The 18,170-nt window shown below is 74.7% G+C and carries 14 protein-coding genes and 1 pseudogene; 2 read left to right on the top strand and 13 right to left on the bottom strand.

Going from position 1 to position 18,170, the window contains the following annotated elements; all coding sequences use genetic code 11:
* Positions 1-2: 2 nt before the first annotated feature.
* The 6 genes from AB0H57_RS22220 to ligA form a co-directional block, all read right to left on the bottom strand.
* Complete coding sequence (locus tag AB0H57_RS22220) at positions 3-2,360, bottom strand: transketolase C-terminal domain-containing protein (protein WP_357509314.1); 2,358 nt, start codon at positions 2,358-2,360, stop codon at positions 3-5.
* A gap of 144 nt (positions 2,361-2,504) precedes the next feature.
* On the bottom strand, positions 2,505-3,998 hold the full coding sequence (gatB, locus tag AB0H57_RS22215) for an Asp-tRNA(Asn)/Glu-tRNA(Gln) amidotransferase subunit GatB (RefSeq protein WP_357509312.1): 1,494 nt from the start codon (positions 3,996-3,998) through the stop codon (positions 2,505-2,507).
* A 314-nt stretch (positions 3,999-4,312) separates the two neighbouring features.
* Entirely contained in the window at positions 4,313-5,788 is a 1,476-nt protein-coding gene (gene gatA / locus AB0H57_RS22210; protein ID WP_357509310.1) for an Asp-tRNA(Asn)/Glu-tRNA(Gln) amidotransferase subunit GatA, read from the bottom strand.
* The gene (gene gatC, locus AB0H57_RS22205; protein WP_222953153.1) at positions 5,785-6,090 is read right to left on the bottom strand and encodes an Asp-tRNA(Asn)/Glu-tRNA(Gln) amidotransferase subunit GatC; all 306 of its coding nucleotides are present in this window, start codon (positions 6,088-6,090) and stop codon (positions 5,785-5,787) included. Before gatC ends, gatA begins: the two co-directional genes overlap by 4 nt.
* A gap of 312 nt (positions 6,091-6,402) precedes the next feature.
* Positions 6,403-8,991, bottom strand: coding sequence for a bifunctional diguanylate cyclase/phosphodiesterase (locus tag AB0H57_RS22200; RefSeq protein WP_357509308.1), 2,589 nt, complete (start codon positions 8,989-8,991; stop codon positions 6,403-6,405).
* A 181-nt stretch (positions 8,992-9,172) separates the two neighbouring features.
* Positions 9,173-11,308: an NAD-dependent DNA ligase LigA gene (gene ligA / locus AB0H57_RS22195; protein WP_357509306.1), complete on the bottom strand. Its 2,136-nt coding sequence runs from the start codon at positions 11,306-11,308 to the stop codon at positions 9,173-9,175.
* 167 nt (positions 11,309-11,475) lie between these two features.
* Between ligA and AB0H57_RS22190 the strand changes: the two genes are divergently transcribed.
* The gene (locus AB0H57_RS22190; protein WP_357509304.1) at positions 11,476-11,976 is read left to right on the top strand and encodes a type II toxin-antitoxin system PemK/MazF family toxin; all 501 of its coding nucleotides are present in this window, start codon (positions 11,476-11,478) and stop codon (positions 11,974-11,976) included.
* Positions 11,977-12,022: 46 nt separating this feature from the next.
* A complete protein-coding gene (locus AB0H57_RS22185) occupies positions 12,023-12,367 on the top strand; it encodes a hypothetical protein (RefSeq protein ID WP_357509302.1) in 345 nt (114 codons plus the stop codon).
* Here the strand turns inward: AB0H57_RS22185 and AB0H57_RS22180 are convergent.
* The 7 genes and pseudogenes from AB0H57_RS22180 to AB0H57_RS22150 all read right to left on the bottom strand — a co-directional run.
* The gene (locus tag AB0H57_RS22180; protein WP_357509300.1) at positions 12,361-13,401 is read right to left on the bottom strand and encodes an ADP-ribosylglycohydrolase family protein; all 1,041 of its coding nucleotides are present in this window, start codon (positions 13,399-13,401) and stop codon (positions 12,361-12,363) included. The genes AB0H57_RS22185 and AB0H57_RS22180 overlap by 7 nt on opposite strands.
* Before the next feature lie 37 nt (positions 13,402-13,438).
* Entirely contained in the window at positions 13,439-13,807 is a 369-nt protein-coding gene (locus AB0H57_RS22175) for a VOC family protein (RefSeq protein WP_357509298.1), read from the bottom strand.
* Positions 13,808-13,846: 39 nt separating this feature from the next.
* On the bottom strand, positions 13,847-14,851 hold the full coding sequence (locus tag AB0H57_RS22170) for a methionine synthase (RefSeq protein WP_357509296.1): 1,005 nt from the start codon (positions 14,849-14,851) through the stop codon (positions 13,847-13,849).
* A 132-nt stretch (positions 14,852-14,983) separates the two neighbouring features.
* The gene (gene mnmA / locus AB0H57_RS22165) at positions 14,984-16,057 is read right to left on the bottom strand and encodes a tRNA 2-thiouridine(34) synthase MnmA (RefSeq protein ID WP_357509295.1); all 1,074 of its coding nucleotides are present in this window, start codon (positions 16,055-16,057) and stop codon (positions 14,984-14,986) included.
* Between the two features lie 38 nt (positions 16,058-16,095).
* Positions 16,096-17,271, bottom strand: coding sequence for a cysteine desulfurase family protein (locus AB0H57_RS22160; protein WP_357509293.1), 1,176 nt, complete (start codon positions 17,269-17,271; stop codon positions 16,096-16,098).
* 71 nt (positions 17,272-17,342) lie between these two features.
* Positions 17,343-17,510, bottom strand: a pseudogene (locus AB0H57_RS22155) (class F sortase); the annotation flags it as partial.
* A 414-nt stretch (positions 17,511-17,924) separates the two neighbouring features.
* A partial coding sequence (locus tag AB0H57_RS22150; RefSeq protein WP_357507483.1) for an electron transfer flavoprotein subunit alpha/FixB family protein occupies positions 17,925-18,170 on the bottom strand: 246 nt, incomplete at its 5' end.

The following is an 18,170-nucleotide window of genomic DNA, read 5'->3' as shown; positions in this document are numbered from 1 at the left end:
GGTCAGCGCAGCGACAGGGCGGCCAGGGCGGCGTTGACGATGCTTCCGGGCAGCAGGTCGTGCAGCTCGTACAGCTCGCGGACGCTGCCCGACTGGCCGAACTCGTCCACCCCGAGCGGGACCGCCGGGGCGGCCAGCGCCGAGCCGAGCCAGGCCATCGCGTGCGAGGCCGCGTCGTGCACGGTCACCACCGGCACCCGCTGGGCGAAGGCGGAGCGCAGCGCGCCCGGCACGCTCGGCACGGTCGCCGTCCGCACCCCCTGGCGCAGGGTCCGCTGCCAGGCCCGGTAGAGCCGATCCAGGCTGGTCACGTCGACCACGTGCGCCGCGACGCCCTCCTCGGCCAGCTCCGCCGCCGCGGCGAGGACCTCCGGCAGCACCGCGCCGGAGGCCGCCAGCTGCACCTGCGGGGCGTCCACCAGATCCGGGTACGCCTGGTGCGCGTCCACCAGGCGGTACGCCCCGGCGACCACCTGCCGGCGCAGCACCGCGTCGCCGATCCGGGCCCGCGCCGCCTCGAACGGCGCCTGGTCGACCGGACGGGTGCTGAGCCGGAAGTAGTACGCGCCGTCCTCGGCGGGCGCGGCCGTGGTGGCGGGCGCCCCGCCGCCGGCGATCTGCCCCAGCGCGTCGCAGAGCAGCCAGTCCAGGCTGGCGGCGTACGCGGGCTCGACGAAGGTCACCCCGGGTAGCTCCAGGCCCACGCTGGCGGTGATCGTGGACTGGTGGGCGCCACCCTCGGGGGCCAGGGTGATGCCCGACGGGGTGCCGGCCACCACGAACCGGGACCCCGAGTAGGTGCCGTAGAGGAACGCGTCCAGGCCGCGCAGCACGAACGGGTCGTAGACCGTGCCCACCGGCAGCAGCGGCTGCCCGGACAGGTCCCACGACAGCCCGAGCTGGCCAAGCAGCAGGAACAGGTTCATCTCCGAGATGCCCAGCTCGATGTGCTGCCCCGCCGGGCTCTCCGTCCAGCGCAGCATCCGGTCCTCGGACCAGGAGCGCTGCTCGGTCGGGGCGAACACGCCGGTCTTGTTGATGAACCCGGCCAGGTTGGTGGAGGTGGCCACGTCCGGCGCGGTGGTCACCAGGTAGGGCGCGACCTGCGGATCGCGGGCCAGGTCCACCAGCACCCGGCCGAAGACCTCCTGGGTGGAGACCGGCTTGTTGACGCGTACCCGGGTGGTTTCCGGAACGGCGACCCCCAGCGCCCGCTCGCGCGGCGCGCGGGACAGCGCCTCCCGGCGCTCGCCGGCCCGGATGCCGGCCGGGGACGCCGGGTCGAGGCGGTCCCACTCGGTCTCCGCGGTCAGGCCCAGCTCGGCCCGGAACGCGTCGACCTGCTCCGTGGTGAGCAGCGCCGAGTGGTTGCGCGGGTTGCCGGCGATCGGCAGGCCCCAGCCCTTGACCGTGTACGCGAAGACCACGCTGGGCCGGTCGGTGACGGCGTCGCACTGGGCGTAGGCGTCGAGCAGCGCCTCGGCGTCGTGCCCGCCCAGGTCGGTGACGAGCGGGCCCAGTTCGTCGTCGGGGATGCCGGCGATGAACTCCGCGATCCCGGCCGGCGCCCCGTCCAGGAACTGCTTGCGCAGGGCCGGCCCGGTCAGCCCGAACAGCGACTGGTACTGCTCGTTCGGCATCAGGTCGATCCAGTCGCGCAGCGCCGCGCCGCCCGGCCGGGCGTACGCCTCGGCCAGCTTGCGGCCGTACTTGACCTCGACCACGTGCCAGCCGGCGGCCTCGAACTGACCCCGCCACTGATTGATCCGGATGCCCGGGACGACCCGGTCCAGCGACTGGCGGTTGAAGTCGACCAGCCACATCACGTTGCCCAGCCCGGTGGTGGCCGGGTCGGCGACCGCCTCCCAGATGTTGCCCTCGTCGAGTTCGGCGTCGCCGATCAGCGCGACGAACCGGGAGTGCGGGCGCTCGCCGAAGTGCGCGTCGACGTAGCGGCGGGTGACCGCGGCGAACAGCGGCGCGGCGGCGCCCAGGCCGACCGAGCCGGTGGAGAAGTCCACCTCGTCCGGGTCCTTGGTCCGCGACGGGTACGACTGGAGCCCGCCCCGCGCCCGCAGCTTCGGCAGGTACGACCGGTCGAGGTTGCCCAGCAGGTACTGGATGGCGTGGAAGACCGGCGAGGCGTGCGGCTTGACCGCGACCCGGTCCTCGGCGTCCAGGTGGGCGAACCAGAGCGCGGTCATCGCGGTGACCAGCGAGGCGCTGGACGCCTGGTGGCCGCCGACCTTCACCCCGTCGCCGGTGTCCCGGTCGTGGTTGGCCGCGTCCACGATCCGGGTGGCGAGCCAGAGCACGCGGCGCTGGATCTCGTCGAGGACGTCGAGGTCGTGCTGCTTCACGGGTGACTCCATCCGGGCGTCGCCGTTGACGCCCTCGCGAGGGGATGCGGGTGCAAGGCGGGGCCCCCGCTCAACGCATTCGGTATAGGCGGGGGCCCCGCCTATCGCATTCTGCAAGTAGGCGGGGGCCCCGCTTAACACACGTCAGGCGCCGAGGCGGGCCAGGATCAGCTCGCGGACGGTCTTGGCGTCGGCCTGGCCGCGGGTGGTCTTCATGACCGCGCCGACCAGGGCGCCGGCCGCCGCGACCTTGCCACTGCGGATCTTGTCGGCGATGTCCGGGTTGGCGGCGATCGCCTCGTCCACGGCGGCGGTGAGCGCGCCGGTGTCGGAGACCACCTCAAGGCCCCGGTTGGTCATGATCTCGGTCGGCGAGCCCTCGCCGGCCACCACGCCCTCCAGCACGGCACGGGCCAGCTTGTCGTTGAGCTTGCCCGCGTCGACCAGCCCCTGCAGCTCGGCCACCTGGGCCGGGGTGGCCCCGATGTCGGCCAGCTCCACGCCGGTCTCGTTGGCCCGGCGGGACAGCTCACCCAGCCACCACTTGCGGGCGGCGGCCGGGGTGGCGCCGGCGGCCACGGTCGCCTCGATCAGCTCGACCGCACCGGCGTTGACCACCGACTGCATGTCCAGGTCGGACAGGCCCCAGTCCTGCTGGATCCGCTTGCGGCGCAGCCGCGGCAGCTCCGGCAGGGCGGCCTTCAGCTCGGCCACCCACGCGGTGTCCGGGGCGAGCGGGACCAGGTCCGGCTCCGGGAAGTACCGGTAGTCGGTGGCGGTCTCCTTGGACCGGCCGGGAGTGGTGTCGCCGGTGTCCTCGTGGAAGTGCCGGGTCTCCTGGGTGATCCGGCCCCCGGCGTCGAGCACGGACGCCTGGCGCAGCATCTCCGAGCGGACCGCCCGCTCCACCGAGCGCAGCGAGTTGACGTTCTTGGTCTCGGTCCGGGTGCCCCACTCCTCGCCCGGCAGGTTCAGGGAGGTGTTGACGTCACAGCGCAGCGAGCCCTCCTCCATCCGGACGTCGGAGACGCCCAGCGAGCGGAGCACGTCGCGCAGCTCGGTGACGTACGCCCGGGCGATCTCCGGCGCGAGCGCGCCGGTCCCCGGGATCGGCTTGGTGACGATCTCCACCAGCGGGATGCCGGCCCGGTTGTAGTCGACCAGCGACTCGGTGGCGCCGTGGATGCGGCCGGTGGCGCCGCCGACGTGCAGCGTCTTGCCGGTGTCCTCCTCCAGGTGCACCCGCTCGATGCCGATCCGCACCAACTCGCCGTTGACCTCGACGTCCAGGTAGCCGTCGACGCAGAGCGGCTCGTCGTACTGGCTGATCTGGAAGTTCTTCGGCATGTCCGGGTAGAAGTAGTTCTTCCGGGCGAACCGGCACCACTCGGCGATGGAGCAGTTCAGCGCCAGCCCGATCTGGATGGTCGCCTCGATGGCCGCCTTGTTGGCAACCGGCAGCGAGCCGGGCAGTCCCAGGCAGACCGGGCAGACCCGGGTGTTCGGCTCGCCGCCGAAGTCGGTCGGGCAACCGCAGAACATCTTGGTGTTCGTGCCCAGTTCGACGTGGGTCTCCAGGCCGATCACCGGTTCGAAGCGCGCGACGACCTCGTCGTACGCGGGCAGTGTCGTCGTCATCTGAGCTCCAGGCGCGATCCGGACAGAACCGTTCCAGCCTAATGGGGCTGCCGGTGATCATCGCGCCCGGGTTTCGTCCCGCCCGCCGGCCCTCGGCGTGGCCGCGCCGGCGCCCGGGTAGGGATCGACCACGACGAACCCGCGGACCGCCTCGCTGCTGCTCTCCCGGTCGTGGCTGCTGGCGCGCGACGCGGGCGTCGTCGTCCGGGTGGTGGCGGCGGTCGGCGTGCTCTGTGCGGTGGTGCTGCTCCGGTCGCAGGGCTGGCGCCGGCACGTCCCGCGGGGCGGCCGGTGGCCGCCCCGCGGGGGCAGGATCACAACGCCGGCGGGGTGAGCGTGCCGACCACGGACTCCAGGGCGGCGGCCACCCGGTACATCCGGTCGTCCGCCATCGTCGGGGCCATCACCTGCAGGCCCACCGGCAGCCCGTCGGCCAGCCCGCACGGCACCGAGATGCCCGGGCCGCCGTACAGGTTGGTGGGGATGGTGAACAGGTCCGCCAGGTACATCTGGTACGGGTCCGAGGTGCGCGCGCCCATCTCGAACGCCACGAACGGCGTGGTCGGCGAGATGAGGGCGTCCACCTGCTCGAACGCGGCGGTGAAGTCCCGGGTGATCAGCGTCCGGACCTTCTGCGCCTGGCCGTAGTAGGCGTCGTAGTAGCCCGAGGAGAGCGCGTACGTGCCGAGCATGATCCGGCGCTTGACCTCGGGGCCGAAGCCGGCGTCCCGGGTCAGCGACATGACCTCCTCCAGCGACCGGTTGCCGTCGTCGCCCTCGCGCAGGCCGAACCGGACCCCGTCGAAGCGGGCCAGGTTGGAGGAGCACTCGCTCGGCGCGATCAGGTAGTACGCCGGCAGCGCGTACCGGAAGTGCGGGCAGGAGACCTCGACGATCTCGGCGCCCAGCTTGGTCAGCGCCTCCACCGCGTCCCGGAACGCGGCCAGCACGCCCGGCTCGGCGCCCTCGCCGGAGAACTCGGTGACCACGCCCAGCTTCACACCGGTCAGGTCGCCGGTCGCGCCGCGCCGGGCCGCGGCCACCACGTCCGGCACCGGCTGCGGGACAGAGGTGGAGTCGCGCGGGTCGTGGCCGCCGATCACCTGGTGCAGCAGCGCGGCGTCGAGCACCGTACGGGCGCACGGGCCGGGGGTGTCCAGCGAGGAGGAGAACGCCACCAGGCCGTACCGGGAGGTGCCGCCGTAGGTGGGCTTCGCGCCGACGGTGCCGGTGACCGCGCCGGGCTGGCGGATCGAGCCGCCGGTGTCCGAGCCGATGGCCAGCGGCGCCTCGCACGCGGCCAGCGCGGCGGCGCTGCCGCCACCCGAGCCGCCCGGGATCCGGCCCAGGTCCCACGGGTTGTGGGTCGCGCCGTACGCGGAGTATTCCGTGGAGGAGCCCATCGCGAACTCGTCCATGTTGGTCTTGCCGAGCATCACCGTGCCCGCCTCGCGCAACCGCTGCACGATCGTCGCGTCGTACGGCGGGCGCCAGCCCTCGAGGATCTTCGACCCGACGGTGGTCGGCACGCCCTTGGTGGTGAGCACGTCCTTCACGGCGACCGGCACGCCGGCCAGCGGGCCGAGCTGCTCGCCGGCGGCCCGGCGCTCGTCGACCGCCCGGGCGGCGGCGAGCGCGCCCTCGGTGTCGACGTGCAGGAAGGCCCGCACCCGGTCGTCGACCGCGGCGATCCGGTCCAGGTGGGCCTGGGTCACCTCGACCGCCGAGGTCTCGCCGTCGGCGACGAGGGCGGCGATCTCGGTCGCCGTCTTCTTGATCAGCTCGCTCATGACGCCACATCCTCGTCCAGGATCCGCGGGACGCGGAACCGCTGCTCCTCGGCGTCCGGCGCACCGGACAGCGCCTCGGCGGGGGTCAACCCCGGCACCACCACGTCCTCGCGGAGCACGTTCGTCAGCGGTACGGAGTGGGAGGTCGGCGGGATGTCCGCCGCGGCGACCTCGCCGACCTGCGCGACCGCCTGGAGGATCACGTCGAGCTGGCCGGCGAAGGTGTCCAACTCCTCCTCCGTCACGGCGAGCCGCGACAGTCGCGCCAGGTGCGCGACCTCCTCGCGGGAGATGGCGGCCATCGGTGCCCCCTTCGTGGCTGTCCTGCTGGAACTTCCGGTCACGCCGACCGCGCGACGGTCGGGCGATGACGCGCGGTGACCGGAGCGAGTCTATTGTCCCGCGCTCGCGCCGGGTCCTCCGACTCCCCCTCCCCGGGTCGCCATGCCGGGCGGGCGCCCGCCACGGCGGGCATCCGCGAGCGCCGGCCCGGTGCGGCGAAGCCGAGCAACCTGCGGCGACAACGCCGTCAGGCTTGACCCGGCGCGGGCGGGCTGCCCGGAGCCCCTGACGTGGTGCGCCTCGTCGGTTCTGCCGACCGCGGCTGGTCCGGCTCAGCGGGTGGGGCGGCGGCGGCCCTGTTCCTCGACCGGCACCGTCGGGCGCACCGGCCGGTAGCGGGCCAGCCACCCGGTCAGCTCCTCGGCGGGCATCGGCCGGGCGTAGAACCAGCCCTGGGCCACGTCGCAGCCGGCCGCGTGCAGCAGCCGCCAGGTCCGCTCGTCCTCCACGCCCTCGGCGACCACCCGCAGGCCGAGCGCGCCGGCCAGCTCGATCATCGACCGGACGATGGCCGCGTCGTCGGCGTCCTCGGCCATGCCCAGCACGAACGACCGGTCCACCTTCACCTCCGACAGCGGCAACCGGCGCAGGTGCTGCAACGACGAGTAGCCGGTGCCGAAGTCGTCCAGCGCTATGCCCACCCCGATCCGGTGCAGCCGGGAGATGGTGGCGAGCACCCGGCGCGGGTCGGCCATCAGCGCCCCCTCGGTGATCTCCACCTGGAGCCGGTCGGGCCGTACGCCGAAGCGGGTGAGCCGGTCGTCGATCTGGTCGGCGACCTCGCCGGTGTGCAGGTCCCGGACGCTGACGTTCAGCGCCGCCCGCAGGTCGGTGCCGGCGGCGGTCCACTTGGCGAGCTGCTCGACCACGTCGTCGACCACCCGGCGGGTGAGCAGGCGCATCACGGCGCTCTGTTCAGCCACCTGGATCAGTTCCCCCGGGTCGACCATGCCGCGCCGGGGGTGCCGCCAGCGCAGCAGCGCCTCCACGCCGACCACCTCGCCGGTGGCGATGGCGATCTGCGGCTGGTAGTACATCGTGATCTCGCCGACCTCGGCGTCCGGCCGCCGCTCCTCGACCCCGGCGGCCGGCACGGCCCCGGCGGCCGGTCGGTCGGTGACCGGGTCCGCACCCGCCCCAGAAGGGGTGCCGCCCGCTCCGGTCGGGGCAGCTTCCGCGCCGGCGGGCGGGGCGCCCTCGGCGGCCCGACCGACCTCGACACCGGCCGACGGTGCAGCCGCCGAGCCCGCCACGCGGCGCCCGTCGCCGTCCGGGGTGACGTCGGTCCCGGCGCCGACGTCGTCGGCCGCTCCGTTGGCGCGGGCCGCGGCCCGGCGGCGGATCGGGTCGGCCCCGGTGACGATCCGGTTGATCAGCTCGTCGGTGCCGGCCAGTTCCACCGGGTCCCGGCGGCGACGGCTCCACCGGCGGGACGAGGCCGGCGGGGCGGTCGGCACCACGTCGGCCCCGGCGGGCAGCACCACGTCGGTCCCGGCGGGCAGCGCCGCGCCGTCCCCGCCCCGCACCCCGCCGGTACGCTCGCCGTCGCCGGCCGGGCCACATTCCAGCACCCGCCGCAGGTCGGCCAGGAGGGCCAGCCGCTCGGCCGAGTTGTGGTCGGACTCCGGCGTGTAGACGGCGATGGTGTCGTTGCGGTGCTTGGCGTCGTACATCGCCACGTCGGCGTGCCGCATCAGGGTGGCGTAGTCCTCGCCGTGGTCCGGGAAGACCGCGATGCCGATCGAACCACCGACGTCCAGCGGGAGCCCGTCCAGCGAGACCGGCTCCACCAGCGCCCGGACCACCCGCTCGGCGAGTTCCCGCGCGTGGTCGGGCCCGCCGAGCCGGGTACTGACGATGGCGAACTCGTCCCCGCCGAGCCGGGCGAGCAGGTCCCCGGGGCCGACCGCGTCGGTCAGCCGGGCACTCACCTCGACCAGCAGCCGGTCCCCCACCGCGTGCCCGAGCGCGTCGTTGACGTGCTTGAACCGGTCCAGGTCGATGAGCAGCAGCGCCAGGTGGGCGTCCGGGTCGCCCCGGGCCACCCGTTCCGCGTGCAGATGCACCTGCTCGACGACCTCCGCCAGCAGCGCCTTGCGGTTCGGCAGGCCGGTGAGCGGGTCGAGGGAGGCGAGCTGCTCCTGCTCGGCGGAGAGCCGGGCCATCCGGTAGACCGCGAAGAGCGGCACCAGCACCAGCGGGATCAGCGCCGCGCTGGCCCGGGCGGCGGCGACCAGCACCGGGGCCAGCAGCAGCAGCGACCCGGTGGAGTGCAGCTCGTACGCCAGCCCCTGCCGTACGCCCGGCCACCACCGCTCGCCGAAGCGCAGCCGTATGGCGGTGCTGACCAGGCCGTAGTTGACCAGGAACCAGGCGGCGGTGGCGCCCCCGACGGCCGCCACCTCCGTCCAGTGCAGCCGGACGCCGTCGAAGAGTTCACCCGGGCCGAGCCGGGTGACCAGGTACGCGGCGGCGAGGGCCATCGCGTACTGGGCCGCGTTGAAGCCGGTACGCCAGACGGCGTGCCGCATCCGCCAGCCGGAGACGGCCACCGCCACCGCCTGCACCGCCACCGCCGGTCCCAGACCCCAGCCGAGCAGGATGGCGAAGGTGAAGCAGGTGGAGAGGAAGACGGCGGAGGACTCCCGCCGCCCGGGCGGTACGAAGGGCCGCGCGTCACAGGCGACGGCGAGCGCCGCCATCGTCCAGAACGCCGCCGGCAGGTCACCCAGCCGGCCGGGCAGGGCGGCCACCGGGCCGGCCGACACCAGCACGGCCAGCGCGCCGACCCCGAGCACGAACCCGAAGAACGGCGTCGCCCGCCCCGGTGGCACCGAGTTTCGGGGGTCGCCGGTCTCCATCGCACCTCCCGCGGCAGGATCGCGGCGGGCCGGTCCGCCCGCCATGCCCCCATGAAAGCCCTGACGGGTTGATTTCCCGATGCGACAGTCACGAATCGGTCGTAGTCGTAATTAAGTTGGTATACGCCACCGCAGCGCCGGGCGCGACCACCTCGACGCCGGACCGGCCACACCCGGGGGATCAGCCCTCGACGGTGGCCACCTCGCGGGCCGCCTCCGGACCGCCGTCGAGCAGCACCTGGAAGCCCGCCTCGTCGAGCACCGGCACCTTGAGGCTGGCCGCCTTGTCGGCCTTGGAACCCGGATTTTCCCCCACCACCACGAAGCCGGTCTTCTTGGAGACCGAGCCACTCACCTTGCCGCCCCGGCTCTGGATCGCCTCCGCCGCCTGGTCCCGGGAAAAACCGGCGAGGGTGCCGGTCACCACCACGGTGACCCCCTCCAGCGGGCGCGGCCCCTCCTCGCCGGCCTCCTCCGCCATCCGTACGCCGGCCCGGTGCCACTTGTCGACCACCTCGCGGTGCCAGTCGACGGCGAACCACTCCTTGATGCTGGCGGCGATGGTCGGGCCGACACCGTCCACCGAGGAGAGCTCCTCCTCGGTGGCCGCCTCGATCGCGTCGATCGAGCGGAAGTGCCGGGCCAGGGCCTGCGCGGCGGTGGGCCCGACGTGCCGGATGGAGAGACCGACCAGCACCCGCCACAGGTCGCGTTCCCGGGCCACGGCGAGGTTGTCCAGCAGCTTGGTGGCGTTGCTGCCCAGGCTGCCGTCCTTGTTCACGAAGAACGGGGAGTTGGCGAGCTGGTCGGCGGTGAGGCCGAACAGGTCGCCCTCGTCGTGGATGATCTCGGCGTCGAGCAGCGCGGACGCGCCCTTGTAGCCGAGCACCTCGATGTCGAAGGCGCCCCGGCCGGCCAGGTGGAACACCCGCTCCCGCAGCTGCGCGGGGCAGCTGCGGGAGTTCGGGCAGCGGATGTCGACGTCGCTCTCCTTCGCCGGGGCGAGCGGGGTGCCGCAGGCCGGGCAGGAGGTGGGCATCACGAACGGCCGGGCGTCGGCGGGGCGCAGGTCCGTCACCGGGCCGAGCACCTCGGGGATGACGTCGCCGGCCTTGCGCAGCACCACCGTGTCGCCGATCAGCACGCCCTTGCGCTCCACCTCACGCGCGTTGTGCAGGGTGGCCAGGGCGACCGTGGACCCGGCCACCCGCACCGGTTCGAGGACGGCGAACGGGGTGACCCGGCCGGTCCGGCCGACGTTCACGTCGATGTCGAGCAGCTTGGTGGTCACCTCCTCCGGCGGGTACTTGAAGGCGATCGCCCAGCGCGGCGCGCGGCTGGTCGAGCCGAGCCGCCCCTGGATGGCGACCGGGTCGACCTTGACCACCACGCCGTCGATCTCGTGCTCGACGTCGTGCCGGTGCTCGGCGTACCAGGCGATGTATTCCGCCACCCCGGCCAGGTCGGGCACCACGCGCCAGCGGTCGCTGGTCGGCAGCCCCCACGCCTTCAGCGCCGCGTACGACTCGGACTGGGCGGTCGGCTGGAAGCCCCTGCGGGCGCCGATGCCGTGCACCACCAGGCGCAGCGGCCGGGAGGCGGTGATCCGCGGGTCCTTCTGCCGCAGGCTGCCGGCGGCGGCGTTGCGCGGGTTGGCGAACGGCGCCTTGCCCTGCTCGACCAGGCCGGCGTTCAGGTCGGCGAAGGCGGCCACCGGGAAGTAGATCTCGCCGCGCACCTCAAGGAAGCCGGGCACGTCCGGGAAGTCGTCGGACGGGGTGAGCCGGGCCGGCACGTCGGCGATGCTGCGCACGTTGGCGGTCACGTCCTCGCCGGTGCGGCCGTCGCCGCGGGTCGCGGCCCGGACCAGCCGGCCCTTCTCGTAGGTCAGGTTGATCGCCAGCCCGTCGACCTTCAGCTCGCACAGGTAGGGCACCGGGCCGCCGGCGTCCCGCTCGACCCGCTCGGCCCAGAGCGCCAGTTCCTCGTCGGCGAAGGCGTTGTCCAGCGAGAGCATCCGCTCGGCGTGCGCGACCGGGGTGAAGTCGGTGGAGAAGGTGCCGCCGACCCGCTGGGTCGGCGAGTCCGGCGTGCGCAGCGCCGGGAACTCCGCCTCCAGCGCCTCGAGCTCGCGCAACTGCCGGTCGAAATCGGCATCGGAGATGGTCGGCGCGTCGAGCACGTAGTAGCGGTACTGGTGCTCGGTGAGCTCCTGGCTGAGCGTGGCGTGCCGCTCCCGCGCCTCGGGGGTCGGCTCGGCGCCCGCCGCCGCCTCCTGGGCGGGGCTGACCTCTTGAGATATCGCTTCTTCGGACACCGCTGACCTCCGTGATCACGCTACCGGAGCACCGTATCGGTCGGGTGGGACAACCCGCGTCCCCGCCCGCCGCGCCCACCGGGCGAGCGGGCGTGGACCGTGCGAGGATCGCCGCACGCCGGCGGTTCGCCGGGCGCCGACCGGCGGTGGAGAGGCGGGAGTACGGGATGCCCGAGTGGCTGTGGTGGGGACTGCTGATCGTCCTGGCGGTCGCCGCCGGCTGGGCGTGGAACGCGTGGCGCGGACGGGGTGGGGCCGGCCCGCGTACCGGCCCGGAGCGGGACCGGCCCGCCCGCGACCGGCGCCGGCCGACCGCGCCGCCGCGACCACGGACCCCGGCCGGTACGCCCCGGCCCGGCGAGATCTGGTGGGCCGACGTCCCGTACGCCGACGGCAGCGGCTCGAAGGTGCGCCCCTGCCTAGTGCTGCGGGCCGGCACCGGCGACGCCGAGGTGCTCAAGATCACCAGTCAGGACAAGAGCGGCCGGGACGACCACGTCCGCATCCCCACCGCCGAGTGGGACCCGGGCGCGGAACACGACAGCTGGCTCGACCTCGCCGAGCCGCTGCCGGTGCCGCGCACCGCGTTCGAGAAGCGGGCCGGGAGCTGCGACCCGCAGCTGTGGCGCCAGGTCCGGCGGCTGCACGCTCGGCGGAGCCCCGCCTGACCGGGCGGGCCTGCCGGCACCGCCCCGATTCCGCGATGCTGGTGCCGTGACCCGGCCCACCACCGCACCGCTCGGGTGGCCGCGTCGGCTGGTGGCCGCCACCGTGTCGCTCGCGGCCCTGCCGCTGCTGCCGCTCCTCGGCTACCGGCTCGCCTGGTTCGCCCCGTACGCCGACCCGGGGGTCACTGTCCACGCGCCGGGCGCGGCACCGCCACCGCCACACGCCACCACCGTCTGGTACGCGCTGCTCGCCACCGTGGTCACCACCACCATCGCCCTGGCGCTCGCCTGGCGCCGGTTGCGCCACCCCGCCCCCGCCTGGTGGCTGCTCCCGACCGGCGCGCTGGCCTGCCTCGGCTGCGCCACCCTCCTGGCCGACCGCCTCTACTGACCGACCCCGCCGGTCGGCACGGTGTCGCCCGGCCGGTCCCAGCCCGCGGCGAGCGTGGCGAGCTGGTCGGTGTACTCGATGCGGGCGGCCCACCCTTCGGGCCAGCCGGCCAGGCCGTGCGCGGCACCGACGAAGGCCCCGGCCAGAGCGGCGATCGAGTCCGAGTCGCCGGCCGTGGTCGCGCCCCGGGCCAGCGCCGCCACCGGGTCGTCGGGGTGGCGCAGCGCGCAGAGCAGCCCGGTGGCCAGCGCCTCCTCGGCCACCCAGCCCTCCCCCGTGTGCCGGCACGGATCGCCGCCGTCGTCGGCCCGGCCCAGCGCGTCGTCCAGCCGGGCCAGCGCGTCGAGGCACTCGTCCCAGCCGCGGGCGATGAACTCCTCCGGCGTGCGCCCGCCGCAGCGCTGCCACAGGTCGCCCAGCCAGTCGGCCCGGTAGACGGTGCGCTGCGCGTGGGCCCGGGCGACGAGCCGTTCCGGCAGGTCGGTGAGCGCCGCGCCGTCGCACAACAGCCGGACGGCGTACGCGGTCAGCTCGCTGGCCGCCAGGCCGGTCGGGTGGCCGTGGGTCAGGCCGGCCTGGAGCTGCGCCAGCCCGGCCAGGGTGTCCAGGTCGGTGTCGAGCAGCCCGACCGGGGTGACCCGCATGTTGGCGCCGCAGCCCTTCGAGCCGGCCACGCTGGCCTCCTGCCAACGGACGCCCCGGGCCAGCTCCCCGCAGGCGCGCAGGCAGGTCATGCCCGGGGCGCGGTTGTTGTCCGGGCTGACCGACCACTCGACGAAGCGCCGCCGCAGCAGCGGCTCGATCTCGGCCGGGGTGTGCCCGGAGGCGTCGTGCAGCGCCCAGGCCACCGCGAGCGCCATCTGGGTGTCGTCGGTGACCAGGGCGGGCGCCCCGACCAGCTCCCGGGGGCCGGCCGGGCCGTACCGGCGGACGATCTCGGCCACGGTCAGGAACTCGGTGGGCCGGCCCAGCGCGTCGCCGTAGGCGAGCCCGAACAGCGAGCCGGCGGCCCGGCGGGGTGCGAAGTCGATCACTCCATGATCATGCCCGGCCGGGTCAAGCCCGCCCCGGTCAGTCCCAGCAGAGGCAGAACGGATGGCCGGACGGATCGGCGTAGACCCGCCAGCCCTCCCCCTCGCCCGGCAGCCGGCGGGCCCCCAGGCCGAGCGCCTTCTTCTCGGCGACATCGATGTCGTCCACGGTGACGTCGAGGTGGAACTGCTGCGGCCGGCTCGGGTCGGGCCAGGCGGGTGGGCGCAGGTCGAGCGCCTTCTGGAAGGCGATCCTCGGCTGGTGCCCAGGCGGCCCGCCGAGCACCACCCAGTCGTCGCCGTCGGAGCCCTCCTCGACCAGCGGGAGGCCCAGCAGCTCGGCGTAGAAGGCCGCCAGCCCACGCGGATCGGGGGTGTCGATCACCACTGAACGCAGTCGTCCAACCATGCCGGCCATCCTGCCCGCCGGGTACGACAGGGAAACCCGTCAGTCCTCGGCGAGCCGCCGGCCGGCGTCCCGGCAGGCGGCGAGCACCGCCCGGGCGTACGCCGGGGTGGCCCCGGCCAGGCCGCAGGCGGGGGTGACGACCACCTGCTCGGCGAGGCGGCGGCGCGGGAACCCCAGGCGGTCCCAGAGTTCGCGTACCCGGTCGGCGACCTGGGCCGACGTCGGCGCGCGACCGGCCGGCGGCGGCAGCGCCGGAGCGGCGCCGGCCAGCAGGCCGAGCCCGGCGTCGATGGCCTCGCCCAGCGGGTCGAGGTCGCGGAGCAGGCTCAGGTCCAGGGCGACGCCGACCGCGCCGGTGGTGCGGATCAACTCCAGCGGGACGTCCCGCGCGCAGCAGTGCACCACGGTCGGCACCCCGGCCGCCTCGATCACCTGGCGCAGCAGCGCCCGGGCCACCTCGGGCTCCACCGCCCGGTGGGTGCCGAAGCCGCTCTCGGTGGGCACCCGACCGGCCAGCACCGTGGGCAGCGACGGCTCGTCGACCTGGAGCAGCACCGCCGCCCGGGGCAGCCGGCGGGCGAGCGCCGCGACGTGTTCCCGTACCCCCTCGGCGAGCGAGCCGGCGAGGTCGCGGACCGCGCCCGGGTCGCGCAGCAGCCGGCCGCCGATCGGCAACTCCAGCGCGGCGGCCATGGTGAACGGGCCGGCCACCTGCGTCTTCACCGGGCCGGCGTACTCCTCGGCCTGCTCGGCGAGCTGGTCCAGGTCGCGTTCCATCAGGTCCCGGGCGCGGCGCAGGTCCCGGCCGGGACGCGGCGCGATCCGCCACCGCGCGGCGTACAGCTCGACCGGCAGCTCGACCAGCAGGCCACCGGTGCGCCCCACCAGGTCGGCGCCGGGCCCACGGGCCGGCAGCTCGGGCAGGTGCGGCAGGTCGGGCAGCTCGCCGAGGACGATCCGCTGCGCCTCGGCGATGTCGGTGCCGGGCAGGGAACCGATGCCGGTCGCCGCACCGGCGGGCCAGGGCCAGGACTGATCAGTCACGGCCGAAGACTATCCGCCCCCGTCCGTCCCCTCCCCCAGGGACGCCACACCCCCACCCGACCTGCCACACATGTGGCCATCCCCGTCACGCGACAGCCCCACCCGCCGCACACCGGGCCATTTTCCGCGCGGTCAGCCGGTGATGGTGGCCGAGCCGAGCACCACGTCTCCGGCCGGATCCGGCCGGTATGCCACGATCGCCTGCCCCGCGGCGACACCGCGCAGCGGTCGGCGCAGCTCGGCGCGCAGGCCGTCGGCGTCCAGCGACACCGCGGCCGGGACCACGTCGCCGTGCGCCCGCAGCTGCACCTCGCACTCGATCGGCCCGGCCGGCCGCTCGCCACCGGTCCACACCGGGCGCGCCGCCCGCACCGACGAGACCTCCAGCGCCTCGGCCGGGCCGACCGTCACCGTGTTGGTCTTCGGCGTGATGGAGAGCACGTACCGGGGGCGGCCGTCCGGGGCGGGGCGCTCCAGGTGCAGGCCCCGCCGCTGGCCGACGGTGTACTGGTACGCGCCGCTGTGACTGCCGACCTTGGCGCCGGTGAGCGCGTCGACCACGTCGCCGGGCGCCTCGCCGAGCCGGTCGGCGAGGAAACCCCGGGTGTTCCCGTCGGCGATGAAGCAGATGTCGTGCGAGTCGGGCTTGTCGGCCACGGCCAGGCCGCGCCGGGCGGCCTCCTCGCGTACCTGGGCCTTCGTCGAGTCACCGAGCGGGAAGATCGACCGGTCCAGCTGCGCGCGGGTGAGCACGGCGAGCACGTACGACTGGTCCTTGGCCGCGTCGACGCTGCGGCGCAGCAGGCCGTCCGCGCCGAGCCGGGCGTGGTGGCCGGTGACCACCGCGTCGAAACCCAGGGCCACGGCCCGGTCCAGCACCGCCGCGAACTTGATCTTCTCGTTGCAGCGCAGGCAGGGATTCGGGGTACGGCCGGCCGCGTACTCGGCGACGAAGTCGTCCACCACGTCGGCGTGGAACCGGTCGGCCATGTCCCAGACGTAGAACGGGATGCCGAGCACGTCGGCGGCCCGCCGGGCGTCCCGCGAGTCCTCCAGGGTGCAGCAGCCCCGGGCCCCGGTGCGGTACGTCTGCGGGTTGCGGGCCAGCGCCAGGTGCACCCCGGTCACGTCGTGCCCGGCGTCCACGGCGCGCGCCGCCGCCACCGCGGAGTCCACCCCGCCCGACATCGCCGCCAGCACCCTCACCAGCGCCCTCCCTTCGTCCGCACCGAGCGTATCCGGCGTCAGCGGGGGGTGCGCAGGGCGGCGGCGCGGCGGGCCCGGTCCACCGCGGCCGGCAGGGCGGCGATCAGCGCGTCCACGTCGGCGGGCGTGCTGGTGTGGCCGAGCGTGAAGCGCAGCGACGAGCGGGCCCGGTCGTCGTCGGCGCCCATCGCGAGCAGCACGTGCGACGGCTGGGCCACCCCGGCCGAGCAGGCCGAGCCGGTCGAGCAGGCGATGCCCTGGGCGTCGAGCAGCAGCAGCAGGGCGTCGCCCTCGCAGCCGGGGAAGGAGAAGTGCGCGTTGCCGGGCAGCCGGCCGGCCGGGTCGCCGTTGAAGACCACCTCGGGCACCGCCTCACGCACCCGGCGCACCAGGTCGTCGCGGAGGGCGGACACCCGGGCGGCGTACTCCTGCTGGCCCTTGACCGCGGCCTCCACCGCGACCGCGAAGGCCACGATGCCGGCGGTGTCCAGCGTGCCGGAGCGGACGTCGCGCTCCTGGCCGCCGCCGTGCAGCAGCGGCGTCGCGGCCACGTCCCGGCCCAGCAGCAGCGCCCCGACGCCGGCCGGCCCGCCGAGCTTGTGCCCGGTCACGGTGAGCGCGGACACCCCACTGGCGGCGAAGTCGACGGGGACCTGCCCCACCGCCTGGATCGCGTCGGTGTGGAACGGCACCCCGTGCTCGGCGGCGACGGCGGCCAGTTCGGTCACCGGCTGCACCGTGCCGACCTCGTTGTTCGCCCACATCGCGGTGACCAGGGCCACCCGGTCGGCGGACGCGGCCAGCTCGGCGCGCAGCCGGGCCGGGTCGAGCCGGCCGGCGCTGTCCGCCGGCAGCCAGCTCACCTGGGCGCCCTCGTGGTCGACGAGCCAGTCCACCGCGTCGAGCACGGCGTGGTGCTCCACCGCGCTGGAGATCACCCGGTCATGGTCCGCGCCGGCCGCCCGCCGGGCCCAGAACACGCCCTTCACGGCGAGGTTGTCGCTCTCGGTGCCACCGCCGGTGAAGATCACCTCGGAGGGACGGGCGCCGAGCGCGGCGGCGACCCGCTCCCGGGACTCCTCCACTCGCCGGCGGGCCCGCCGGCCGGCCGCGTGCAGCGACGACGCGTTGCCGACCTCGCGGGCCGTGGCGACGTACGCCTCCAGTGCCTCGTCGAGCATCGGAGTCGTCGCCGCGTGATCCAGGTATGCCATCACGTTCAGCGTACTGACCGGGCCCATCGGGTGCCGGAGGGGATCCGGCACCCGGGACCGCTCGGGGAGGGTCAGGCCGGCACCGCGGTCAGCACGACGTTGTCCCGGTAGTGGCGGGTCTTCGGGTCGAACGGCCCGCCACAGGTGATCAGCGTGAGCCGGGGCCGGCCGTCCCGGGCGAAGTACCGGTCCAACGGGATCCTCGTCTTCGCGTACTCCTCCCGGGCCACCACGCGGTAGCGCAGGGGCGGAGACCCGGGTGCCGCGGCCCGGTCCGGCCGCCCGGCCCCGGCGGACCCGCCGTTGGCCGGGCTGGGCGACCACCGTGGTGACGGCCGCGGCCGCCGCCGCGGTCGCGGTGGTCGGCAGTTCTCGATCGGTGTGCTGCGCGCCGCGTCCGGGGATGTGCTCCTCCCTTGCCACCGAACGTGGACCTTCAGGCATACTCAGTTGTCGACGTTTCGCCGAGCGTTACGACAACCAGCCCGCCCACTCCGGCGACAGCCTGCTGAGGGGCAGCCTGACGGGCTGATCGGCGGGCCGGCTCAGCTCCCCGGCCCGCCGATCAGCTCCCTTTCCCGCCGCGGGGAAAGGGGACGAGACGACCGAAGCCGCCACCCCGAACACCGGGCGGCGGCTTCGTCGTGCCGGGGTCACTTGCGCTTACGGATCTCCTCGGCGGCCTGTGGGACGATCTTGAACAGGTCGCCGACCACGCCGTAGTCGGCGAGTTCGAAGATCGGTGCTTCGGCGTCCTTGTTGACCGCGACGATGGTCTTCGAGGTTTGCATGCCGGCCCGGTGCTGGATCGCGCCGGAGATACCCAACGCGACATACAGCTGCGGGGAGACGGTCTTGCCGGTCTGGCCGACCTGGAACTGGTGCGGGTAGTAGCCGGA

The sequence above is a fragment of the Micromonospora sp. NPDC050686 genome (assembly GCF_040654475.1).
Taxonomy (GTDB): Bacteria; Actinomycetota; Actinomycetes; order Mycobacteriales; family Micromonosporaceae; genus Micromonospora.
The sequence above is the reverse complement of the archived record's forward strand: the minus strand, read 5'-3'. Positions and strand labels throughout refer to the sequence as shown.